Raw genomic sequence first — 11,123 nt, 5'->3', positions numbered from 1 at the left:
GAGCCGATCCAGCCGGACGCGCCGGTGACAAAAACCCGCATAGGGTGACCTCCAGTTAGGGACCGCAACCCTCCGGTCCGGGGACCCCAGGCGGCGGTCGCAATACGATGTCAGTTGCTGTCGTGACCGTAGCACGCGATGACATCCGCTGTCATGACCGTAGTGTCTGCGGCATGAGCCGTTGGGAGCCAGACGCCCCGGGCCGCCTACAACTGGCGGCCTTCGAGCTCTACACCGAGCGCGGCTACGACCAAACCACCGTGGCCGAGATCGCCGCCCGCGCCGGCCTGACCGAGCGGACCTTCTTCCGCCACTTCGCCGATAAGCGCGAGGTGCTCTTCAACGGTGGCGACCGATTCCGCGCCACGATCGTCGACCACGTTCTCGCCGTGCCGGCCTCAGCGACCACGCTGGAGGTGGTGACCGCCGGGATCCAGGCGGCCGGTTCCGTTTTCCCGGATCGCGACACCATCCGCCGCCGCCAAGCGCTACTGCACGCCAACCCCGAACTGCAGGAACGCGAACTCAGCAAGCTCGCCACGCTCGCTACCTCAATCAGCCAAGCACTACGCGACCGCGGATCACCGGCCACCACCGCCGACCTCGCCGCCGAAACCGGCGTCGCCGTCATGCGGATCGCCCTCACCCGCTGGATCGAAGACCCCACCGAACGCCCCTGGCGCACCCACGTCAACACCACCATGGCCGAGCTACGCCAGCTGACCGCTTAACCTCGCCCGTTCACGGAACGTGACCCGACGCGCGGTCTGAAAATGCGAAAGTGCCTGTCGCACAACGAGATACTGGACTTCTCTACGGTTCAGCACGCTCGAGTGGAAGGCACCTCGCCAGTGAAGAGTACAACGGGACGATCCCCGAAGAAGTCAGCTCGCCGGGCACGTCGCAAAGCCGTCTGCGGAGGTCGGTCGTGGTCCACGGGGCTGGTGGTCTCCGCGGACGGCGGCGGGGTCGTGGCGCACGCCGGGAACGTGGCGACTCGGCTGCTGGCTGACCGGGTCGGTCTGACCGGGTCGGTCTGACCGGTGCCCTGTCCGGGGCGATGGCCCGCCGCGGGTTCACCCCGATCCATGACCGAGGCCGGGTCCTGGTCGATGTCGCGGTGTTGATCGCCGGCGGGGGAGGCGATCGCCGACATAGACGTCCTGCGCCACCAGAGCGAGGTTCTCGGGTCGGTCGCGTCCGCGCCGACGGTGTGGCGGGCCTTGGACGAGGTCACCCCCGCCGTGACGAAGCGGATCGACACCGCCCGGGCGAAGGTCCGCGCGCACGTCTGGTCTCAAATACCCGGCGGGCTACCCGCGTCGAGGGTCGCTGACACCGACCTCGGCGACACCGTCGTCCTCGACGTCGACGCCACCCTGGTCACGACACACTCAGAGAAACAAGGTTCAGCTCCAACATTTGCGTCCGCGTGGATGGAGTCCGCCCTGGCTGCCGACGACGGCGGTCAACGATGGGTGGTCTACGACGAAGCCTGGCGACTGATGCGACAACCCGCACTCCTGGCCCGCATGCAGTCCCAATGGAAGCTCTCCCGCGGCCTCGGCATCGCCAACCTTCTCATCGTCCACCGTCTTTCCGACCTGGACGCCGTCGGCGACGCCGGCTCCGAAGCGCGAGCCCTGGCCCGCGGCCTGCTCGCCGACTGCTCCACAAAGATCATCTACCAACAGGAGACCAGCGAAGCCCCCGCCACCGCCGCCGTCCTCGGCCTCTCCACCGCAGAACGAGACCAGCTTCCGGATCTGCAACGAGGAGAGGGGCTCTGGCGGGTCGGGCAACGCGCCTTCATCGTCAGACACACATCGACCAAGATTGAAGAGAGTCTGTTCGACACGGACGCTCGAATGAGCTGAGTGGTGGCCTCTGCCATCGCGATGCTTGCTCTCGAGGGTGCTGTGCGAGGTCTCCTCGAACGATCAAGGGGGGCCCCGACCCCAGCAAGCCGGACACACTCACGGTTTGCGAGGCAACACGCGAACGTGACTCCGCCCGACACGGCAGCAACTGAAAACAGCCCTCTACGCGGCGATATGACGCGAGTCCGACGGCGGGCGGATGACGTGTTCAGCACGTACGAGCAAACGTGCCGGAAGTAGATGGGTACGCGGCGTGTGAGTGACCGATGGGGAAGCTGCGCACGTAGACGGACTGCAATCGCGCGTCGCGGCAGGCATGGAGAAGTTGGCGCGAGACGGGCGAGCGGGTGTGCGAGCCGCCAGGTGACAACCTGCTGACCGTGCCAGAGTGAACCGAGCACGTCCTCCACCGGAGATCCAGACGGGCGACGGCACCACCCCACTCGAATAAGGAGCACCTTGATTTACATCACCGTCAAGAAGAAGCTCAAGCCAGGAACCGCGGATGCCTACCTTGCGGCGAGCCAGGCCTACACCGACGCGACCCGCGCTGAGCCGGGCAACAAGTGGTACGAGCACTACCGCAGCGTCGACGACCCCGACACGATCCTGACGATCGAGGCCTTCGACGACGCCGCGGCCGGCGAGGCGCACGTCAACTCCGACCACTTCCAGCACGGGGTCGACGGCGACGCGAAGCAGTACATCGCCGAGCGTCCCGACATCCTCTACATCGACGCCGCGGACCGCGACGGCTGGGACAAGATGTCGGAGTTCTGAGCTGATCGCTGGGCGCCCGGGTGGGCGGCCCCCGCTTCCCACGCCGGGTCACGGCCGAACGATTGCTTCCCGAACCCCATGCGAGGACTTTGTGAGTAGCACCGACGACTTCCGGGTGATCACCTTCAACGACACCCTGCGGGCTGGCGGCATCGAACCGGATGTCGCGCGAGTGAAGCTCTTGCGCCACATCGAGACCCGCAACCGGATCGACGTCCACGACGTGTGGCGAGGTCAGCGCGAGCTGTTCGAGAGCTGGCAGGCTAGGCAGCGGGACGATTTCTTCAACGGCGTGGATTACGTCGCCTCCTTTGTGGTGAGCCGCGCGAGCGAGACGGTCTTCGTGGGCCTCTACACGGTTGATGGCGGCTGGACAGAAGTGGTGGCGGGCACGCCCGACCCCATGACGGGTACGCCCGCCGACTCCCGCACCGCCCTGCACCAACTCACCCGGGTCCCCGACTTCGACATCTACGCCGATCGACTCGTCATCCGGTGGTTCCTCGCGGGGAAAGCCCCCGGCTGGTGGCAGTGGGCGCACCGTAACCTCAAGCCGGTGCTGGAGATCGCCACCCAGCAGGAGGCACCCTTCCCCGGCTGGCTCGCGTTCCAGCACCCCGTGGACGAGCTCGATACCCTGCCTGGCGGCTGGAGGCAGACGCTGCGCTCGACGTCCGGGATCTACCTGCTGACCGACGCGAGGGGCGTGCACTACGTCGGCTCCGCCAAAGGCGGTGACGGACTGCTCGGCCGGTGGCGGGCCTACCGAGGTGGCCGGTCCGGCGGGAACCTAGGGTTGAAGGGTGCGACAGGCCCCTACACAGTCTCAGTACTGCAGACCGTTGACCCGGCGATGTCCGATGAGACGGTCGAGCGCATCGAATCGCTCTGGAAGAACAAGCTTGGGGCGCGCGAGGTCGGGCACAACCTCAACTGACAACCAAAGGGCCGCGAGAACCGCGGTCCCACATGGCCCCCGTCACGTACGCCACCCGCACCCTCCCAGCCGCGGATCGCGTCCCGTCGCCGTTCCAGCAGCTCCACGGACAGCAACATCGAGGTCGTCGTCGAGTTCAGGTAGCGCCCGACAGGCGGCGGAGTGGGATGGCCGCTTAAGCAGCGGAAGGGGACGGCCGCTACGGACCGGAAGGGACGGCCGGCACTCGCGGTTGCTAGTGCGTGTTAGAAGAGTCGCTGGGGGAGCATGCACCCGACGACCCAGTTGGGGAGGTCGACGATTTCGTGGATACGAAGTTCAGCGAGAATGCCGGTGAGGGCGTAGGCCTCGACCTCGCTGATGTGCTGCGCTTTGGCGAGGGGGCCGATAGCGCGCCGGGTGGCGTCGCGGGCGGCGGTCATCAAGTCGGGTCCGATACCGGTGAAAATCCGGTACCCCTCTTGGGCGGGGTACGTGTCGGGGACGAGGAGCTCGGGTGCGTCAAGTCCGGCATGGGGGATGAGGTCAACTTGGAGGGTCATCTGCATCGGGCACTCGATGGCCGTGCCTGAGATCTCGCCTTCGCCTTGGAGGGCGTGACCGTCGGCTGCTGAGAGCAGGGCCCCGTCGTTAAAGACGGGGATGGTGAGTGTGGCGCCGGTGTTGAGGTAGCGGACGTCGATATTGCCGGCGGCGTTGGTGGGGGTGATCGTGGCGAAGTCGCCGTCGGCCGCAGGGGCGACGCCGATGCAGCCGATCATGGGGTGCAGGTCGAAGCGGGCCCCGTTGGGGGTTTCGATGTGTCCGGCGTCCAGCTCCCAGACCTTCAGGTAGGGGTCGGTGATCTCGTCGCTGAGTAGCCCGAAGCCGGGAAGGAGGCCGCTCCAACCCCACCCCAGGGGGGTCAGCTCCAGGACCGTGATCTGTAGTGCGTCACCGGGTTTGGCCCCCTCGACGTAGATGGGTCCGACCAAGGGGTCCAGGTTTCGGTAGTCGATCTGGGCGATGTCATCGGTGGTTGAGGCGCGATGGAGTTCGCCGTCGGAGGCGTCCGGTGCGCGAAGGGACACCTGCTCGCCGGACTGGATCGTCAGGACCGGCGGTTGTTGGCGGTTCCACGTCTTGTGCTTATGGGCATCGCCCAGTTGATGGATTGTGCGTGCGGGAAAGGTCACGGCCTACTCCTTCGATGTCTAAACGGCGCCGGCCGTAGTGATGTCGTGCGGCGGGATGGCCCGGGTGATGATCTTGCCTCGTTGAGCGAACAGGATGACGGCACCGATGACGAGGTAGGCGCCGATGGCGTATGGCCAGTACCTCAGGGGCGCGGGGGGTAGCGGCAGGATCTGCGCTTGGAAGGTGTAGGCCAGGAGTGGCAGGGCGATCAGGGTGGGGATGAAGTACAGATACCGTCGGTGGGCGATGTCGCCCTTCCAGAAGTAGATCGTCGCGGCGACGCTGGTCATGCCGTAGGCGATGATGACTGCGAGTGTGGCCAGGGCGCCCATCCACCCGTACACGTCGGAGGGCTTGTCGGTGAAGGGGAAGAAGGCGAGCCCACCCACCAGACCGAGGACCATGGAAAGGTTCAGCGCCCGGTGCGGTGAGGCGTGGACCGGGTGGATCGCGCTGACGCTCTGGGGCAGACGGCCGTCGCGGGCTAGGGAGAAGACGACGCGGGCCGCTCCGTCGGCCGAGGCCAGCGCGCACGCGAACGTGCTCAGGGCCGCCCCCACGTTGGTGGCTTGGGCGGCCCAGTTGCCCAGGTACATCCCGGCCAGGTCGGTGTTCGGGGCGGCAGAGGAGGAGTAGGCGTTCACCCCGGCTGCCGAGGTTCCGAAGCCGACGGTCTGGGCGTAGGAGATAACGATGAACACCAGTCCAGCCAGGATCACTGCCGCGGCCAGACTCAACGGGATGGCGATCTCGGGGCGTTCAGACTCTTCACCCAGGACTGCGGACCCCTCGAAACCGATGTAGGTGAGGAACCCGAACACCAAGGCGCCGCCCAGTCCGCCACTGGCGACCCCGGAGGGAGTGAGGGGTTTCAGGGACAGGCTATGCCCGCCGTCACCGCCCCTGACCAGAATCACGACGGCGAGAATGAACATCAAAACGATGGAGATCCCTTCCAGGACCAGGAACACCTTGGTGGACAGCTCGATCTTGCGGTAGCCCAGGGCCCAGATCCCGGCCCCGCCTACCAAGAACATCACCGGCCAGGGAAGATTGACCCCCGTAACGTTGACGATCAGGAGGTCGGCGAAGGTGGCGAACCCGGCCAGCAGGGTCCCGATGAACGTCACATACACCAGGGCCAGGCACCAGCCGGCGATAAACCCAAACCGGGGGCCGATGGCGGCCTTGGTCAACCCATAGACGCTGCCGGCGTCGCTGAACCGGCGGGACAAGCGGTAGAAACCCGCCCCGACGCAGCCGATGCCGATCGTGGAAAGGACGTAGATAAAGGGCACCCCCGCGCCGGCGCTGGCGGCCACGAAAGGGGTGTTTAGGCCCATCCCCGCTGACGGTGCCATCAGCGCAACAGGTAGTGCGAGAACCTCAATGAAGGATAGCTGCCGGATCAGTTTCAACGCGCCTCCCAGGTGTGTGGCGTGAGCATAGAGGGGAACGCGCTGGCACGGTAGTCCCTGGCCGGTACCCCGCCCCGACCACACCCAGAACGTCGGTGCCGCCGGTCACCGGGTTGGTCCGCACCGTGGCGAACTGGTCGGGGACCACCATCGGCGCGGTGACGCCGTTCCGGTCGAGCAACCTCGCGGACTGGACTCAAGTTGAATCGCCGGAAGGGATCGGATGGTCATTGCATCCGGGGTCCTGCCGGCGCACCCTAGGATCCATGGAGTTCTGGATCATCGAGGTCGCGGACGGGCCGACCTGGTCCGCCGGGGGTCAGCTGAGCGTGACAAGCTTCATCGCCAACCGGAGGACCATGCCCCCTGCTGACTTGGCGCTGATCGCGGCCCGGGCCGGTTCTCCGGTCGCCGGGTGCGGAAGATTCGGCGCGTGAGCTTCAGCTGGAAAAGCGTCATGTCGGGTGTGCGCGCGCCGAGTATGGCCCTGATATTGCTGGCGGCGGCGGTTGTGTTGACCGGGGGAGTGGAGGCTGCGCTGTTGGCACATGACTACGACGGCCCGCTGTTCGTGGTCGAGCTTTTTCCGGTCGCCGGGATCATCTTCGCCGCCGCTGGGCTGGTGGCGTGGGAGCGCCGGCCGAGCAACCAGTTGGGCGCAATCATGGTGGTCGGTGGGTTCGCCTGGCTGGTCGCTGCTCTGGTCAACACCGAGGTCACCGTGTTGGAGGTGGCCGGTACGGTGCTGCAAACCGTGGCCCTCGGGGTCGTCATCCACCTGTTGCTGGCTTTCCCCTCGGGAAAGCTCCAATCCCGTATGACGTTTGCCACCGTTGTTTTGGCGTATTTTGTTTGCCTCGTACTACAGATTCCGCACTATTTGTTCATTCCGGCGTCCAGCCCCGGTGGCTTGTTGGCGGTTGCTGATCGCCCTGATCTGGCGGCGGCGGCAAAGTGGGTGCAGCAGGGGATAGGTATCGCTGTGGTCGTCTCGGCTGCGGTGATCCTGATCGGCCGGCTGCGCCGATCCTCGACGCAGCACCGGCGAGTACTCGGGCCGCTCTATGTCTACGGTACGGGCGCGGTGGTGTTCATTTCGTTCGCGCCGAACGTCTTGCGGTCACTTCTGGGAATCTCGGCGGCAGCGACGGCCGCGCTGCAGATCACCGCGCTCATCGGCGTTCCGGTTGCTTTCACGGTTGGCCTGCTGGCCGGCGGGTTCGCCCGTACCAGTGATCTGCAGCAGCTCGGTGTCTGGCTCGGGTCGACAGTGACAAGCCGCCCTCCGCTCCTTCAAGCGCTGAGTCGAGCTCTTGGTGACGAATCCGTCCAGCTGGCCTACTGGACTGCGGAACAGGACGGTTACGTCGATGGGCAAGGCCGGCCGCTCGAGGTTCCTCGTGAGGGTTCCGGTCGGAATTCAGCGTTGATCGAGGTGGGCGGGCGACGGGTCGGTGCGGTTTTTTACGACTCCGTCCTGATCGGCAATCCTGAACTTGTCCGCTCCGCCGGAAGGGTGGTGGGTATCGCGGTGGAGCAGGAGTGGATGACCGGTGAGCTGCTCGCCAGCCGTGAGGCGTTGCGGCTGTCCAGCGCCAGGATCGTTGCGGCTGGTGACCGGGAGCGGCGCCGGATCGCCCGGGACCTGCATGACGGTCTGCAGATGCAGTTGGTTCTGCTTGCCCTGGAGGCCCAGCGTCTGGCCGGTGACCCGGCCGCGTCGCCAAGCATCACCGTGGCCGCCACCACGCTGCGGTTGCGCATCGATGCGGCGGCGGGCGAGCTGCGCAAGCTGGTGTATGACATCATGCCGGCGCCGCTGGTCGAACGCGGCCTCGAGGCGGCGACCCGGGACCTGGTCGACCGGATGCCCCTACCGACGAAGCTCGACCTCGACGTGGCTGGGTCGATCCCCGAAAGTGCCTCGAGTGCCGCATATTTTGTCATCGCGGAGGCACTGGCCAACGCGGTCAAGCACTCTGGGGCCACCGGCCTCGTCGTGCGGGTGGGTCGCAGCGACGACGACATCGTCGTGGAGGTGGCAGACAACGGCATTGGAGGAGCAGCGCCCGGGGAAGGGCTGGGTCTTCGCAGTCTCGCCGACCGGGTCGGTGTGCTCGGCGGTTCGCTGCGCATCCACAGCGTCGCCGGAGGGGGGACCAGAGTGGTCGCGGAGCTGCCGTGCGGGTCGTAATCGGCGAGGACGAGGCCCTGCTGCGCGAGGGGCTTGCGTACGTGCTCAACCACGGCGGCTTCGACGTCGTGGCCTCGGCCGGCAACGGAGCGGATCTCCTGCGCCTTGCCCGCCAGCACGAACCGGAGCTGGTCATCACCGATATCAGGATGCCGCCCGGTCACACGGACGAGGGTTTACGTGCCGCTTTGCAAATCCGACAACTTCTGCCGCACACCGCCATCGTTGTGTTGTCGCAGCATCTCCAGCGGCAGTACGCGGTCGAGCTGGTCGCGGAGCAGTCCGCCGGCGTCGGCTATCTGCTGAAACAGCGAATCGCCGACATCGCTACGTTCTGCGGCGATCTGCTGCGCGTGTGCGCAGGCGAGATCGTGCTCGACCCAGAAGTGGTGCTACTCATGTTGACTCGGGCGCGCACTGAGGGCCACGGCGTCCAGCGACTCACCGCCCGACAGCAGGAAGTGCTCGACCTCATGGCACAGGGGCTCAACAACGCCGCTATCGCTCGTCGTCTTCTCATCTCCGAGAAAGCCGTTGTCAGTCACGCTTCTCATATCTACGACGAGCTCGGTCTGCAGACCGACGACGACAGCCACCGCCGAGTCCTTGCGGTTCTGAGCCACCTCAATCGTTGAGCTCCCATAGCGGCCTTATCGCCAGTGCGCGATAGACCTGGGTCCATTTGCATCGGCGGTCGTGGAACGCACAATTCGTTGGGCGCGCCGTTTGGTCCGTGCCGCCGTGTCGCCACATCCGCACATGCTCGCGCCGACATCTAGCCGTTTCCCAGTAAGCAAAGGAAGTCATGATCAAGGTTCGCGTTCCCAGGCGGGTCATTGCTGTCATAGCGGCACTGGTGCTGGTCGTGCCCGTCGGTATGTTCACCGGCCAGACCATGGCGGCGGCGGGCGCCACCGCTGCTTTTCCGACGACGGATCTGCTCAGTGCCCCCGCGTTGGGGGCGCCGGCGCCGACCAGCTTCGGAACCTGCGGGCCCGGCGGCACCTGCGGGGCGCCGTACCCCGGCGGGATGTACGCGGCGACGCCGGCCCAACGTGGGTCCCTTCAAGCTATGCAGGCTGTGGCTATCGCCAACGTCATCCACGATCACGCGTTGGACGGCGGTGACGCCGGCGCGGTGCAGAGTTGGGCCAGGCCCGAAGCGGATGCGCAGTTGTGGGGACTGCTGGTCGATTCGATCAACGCCGTGCACAGTGGCAACGCGACCGCCGACCAGTTGAACGCGGACGCGTGGCTGACCGCGATGCTGCAGCGGGAGGCGGTCACCACCGCGCAGGGCGCAGGGTTGGAGTACACGAAGTGGGCCGGGCTGGGCATCCAGGGGTATTCCAACCTTTTGTCGTCGAACCCGACAGAGGCGCAGCTGGCGACATTCCTGGCCGGCACACCGCAGCCCTACACGAACGGCGGGTCGGCCACGAACAGCGCGGCCAGCACGGACGGGGGGTACTGCGTCTACCGGTCCCCGTTACCGCTGCAGGCCGACTACACCAGCAACATCTTCACCCCGTTCAGCGCGCCGCAGACCTGCTTCACCCCGTGCACCAGCATTTTAGGCTGTCTGCCGCCGACGCCCTCGTTCGGGCAGTTTGAGTCCTGGGGAGCGGCGAGCCAGAACAACGGGCGGTATTCCGGTTTCGGGTCGCCCACCGATGTGCGGAGCATCGCGGTCGGCGGCGCGATGGCCGCGACTGCCACGGTCGGGGCGATCGGCGGGGGGCTGGTGACCGCTTCGGCGCTGGGTAGCACGTTGGGCGGGACGGCCTTCCAGACGGCGGTGTTCCCGTTCGCCGGCCGCGCCGCTCCCCTTGCGATCAGCGCGGCCCAGAATGCCGCCGCCGCGGCGGGGGAGAGCGCGGCGGATGCGGCCCAGGAGGTCATCGACGCGGCCGAGGCGGCCGGTGGTGAGGCCGCGGCTTCGGGCGTGGGGATCATCGTCTCGGCGGTCATCTTCGCGGTGACGACCGCGGTGCAGCAGGGACTCACCGTGATCAGCGCGGCGGCGATCCCCGGCAAGTTGGCGTCGCTGACCGCCCAGGCCGAGGCGACGACACCGGACCCGTACGCGGCGCTGACCAACAACCCCAGTGGACTGTTCTCGATGTTCACGGGCGCTGTCCTGCCGCAACCGCGGTTCAGCACCTGCGACAACTCAATTACCATCTCCGGATTCGGGGCGTTGACGGCGCCGTGTCTGAACCCGACGCCGATCCCGGCCGCCACCCCCTTCGACCCGCAGTGGGTTATCACGCCCTCCGGGTCGACGACTTCCACGACGCAGCCGACGCTGGGCCTGACCGACAGCTCGACCGGACTCACCTCGACGGAATTCCTGCACGGCAACTGGATCGTCACCACCGCCACCATCAACGGCACAACGGCATCGGCGCAAGGTCTGCGGCTGCACTACGCGGACTGGACCGGGGCCGCGCACACCGCTTTCCTGTTCGCTAACCAGACCCCGGCGCAGTTCCTGACGGTCGCCGACTCCGCGTTCGACTCCGCGTTCGACCCGTCCACCTGCGTGACCGCCGGGGCCTGCTCGCTCACCCCCGAGATCCAGGTCGTCGGCGCCGGAGGGGTCCACGAAAGCGTGTCGGTGACCGGTGGCGCGGAAGTACCCACCCTGCCGACTCCGCCGCCGTGCACCAACCCCAACCCTTTCCTGTGCGGCACCCACGACACGCCGACCACGACCACGGTGACCGGTCCGACCA

8 protein-coding genes and 1 pseudogene are annotated in these 11,123 nt (G+C 66.7%); 7 read left to right on the top strand and 2 right to left on the bottom strand.

The window, feature by feature from the left end:
• Positions 1–173: 173 nt before the first annotated feature.
• The 4 genes from Q0R63_RS19385 (at position 174) to Q0R63_RS19370 (ending at position 3,597) form a co-directional block, all read left to right on the top strand.
• Positions 174–731 (top strand): TetR/AcrR family transcriptional regulator, encoded by a 558-nt coding sequence (locus Q0R63_RS19385; RefSeq protein ID WP_295701044.1) that lies wholly within the window; start codon positions 174–176, stop codon positions 729–731.
• 705 nt (positions 732–1,436) lie between these two features.
• Positions 1,437–1,877, top strand: a complete 441-nt coding sequence (locus Q0R63_RS19380; protein WP_295701042.1) for a hypothetical protein — start codon at positions 1,437–1,439, stop codon at positions 1,875–1,877.
• A gap of 462 nt (positions 1,878–2,339) precedes the next feature.
• Entirely contained in the window at positions 2,340–2,660 is a 321-nt protein-coding gene (locus Q0R63_RS19375; protein ID WP_295701039.1) for a putative quinol monooxygenase, read from the top strand.
• 115 nt (positions 2,661–2,775) lie between these two features.
• A complete protein-coding gene (locus Q0R63_RS19370; RefSeq protein ID WP_295701036.1) occupies positions 2,776–3,597 on the top strand; it encodes a hypothetical protein in 822 nt (273 codons plus the stop codon).
• A 245-nt stretch (positions 3,598–3,842) separates the two neighbouring features.
• On the opposite strand, the gene Q0R63_RS19365 is transcribed toward Q0R63_RS19370, so the two are convergent.
• Positions 3,843–4,772, bottom strand: coding sequence for an acetamidase/formamidase family protein (locus tag Q0R63_RS19365; RefSeq protein ID WP_295701034.1), 930 nt, complete (start codon positions 4,770–4,772; stop codon positions 3,843–3,845).
• Between the two features lie 18 nt (positions 4,773–4,790).
• Positions 4,791–6,275: an APC family permease gene (locus Q0R63_RS19360; protein WP_295701032.1), complete on the bottom strand. Its 1,485-nt coding sequence runs from the start codon at positions 6,273–6,275 to the stop codon at positions 4,791–4,793.
• A gap of 349 nt (positions 6,276–6,624) precedes the next feature.
• Here Q0R63_RS19360 and Q0R63_RS19355 point away from each other — a divergent pair, with 349 nt between their 5' ends.
• From Q0R63_RS19355 to Q0R63_RS19345, 3 genes and pseudogenes are all read left to right on the top strand, one after another.
• The gene (locus Q0R63_RS19355; protein ID WP_295701029.1) at positions 6,625–8,385 is read left to right on the top strand and encodes an ATP-binding protein; all 1,761 of its coding nucleotides are present in this window, start codon (positions 6,625–6,627) and stop codon (positions 8,383–8,385) included.
• Positions 8,373–9,020, top strand: coding sequence for a response regulator transcription factor (locus Q0R63_RS19350; RefSeq protein WP_295701025.1), 648 nt, complete (start codon positions 8,373–8,375; stop codon positions 9,018–9,020). The genes Q0R63_RS19355 and Q0R63_RS19350 overlap by 13 nt, the downstream gene beginning before the upstream one ends.
• A gap of 170 nt (positions 9,021–9,190) precedes the next feature.
• Positions 9,191–11,123: pseudogene (locus Q0R63_RS19345) on the top strand (hypothetical protein); the annotation flags it as partial.

This window comes from Lapillicoccus sp., from assembly GCF_025353065.1.
Classification (GTDB): Bacteria; Actinomycetota; Actinomycetes; order Actinomycetales; family Dermatophilaceae; genus Lapillicoccus.
Note: the sequence above shows the minus strand (reverse complement) of the source record. Positions and strands in the feature narration are given on the sequence as shown.

Coding starts and splice junctions, on each gene's coding strand:
- Q0R63_RS19385 (WP_295701044.1), top strand. CDS start 174: ATGAGCCGTTGGGAGCCAGACGCCCCGGGCCGCCTACAACTGGCGGCC.
- Q0R63_RS19380 (WP_295701042.1), top strand. CDS start 1,437: ATGGAGTCCGCCCTGGCTGCCGACGACGGCGGTCAACGATGGGTGGTC.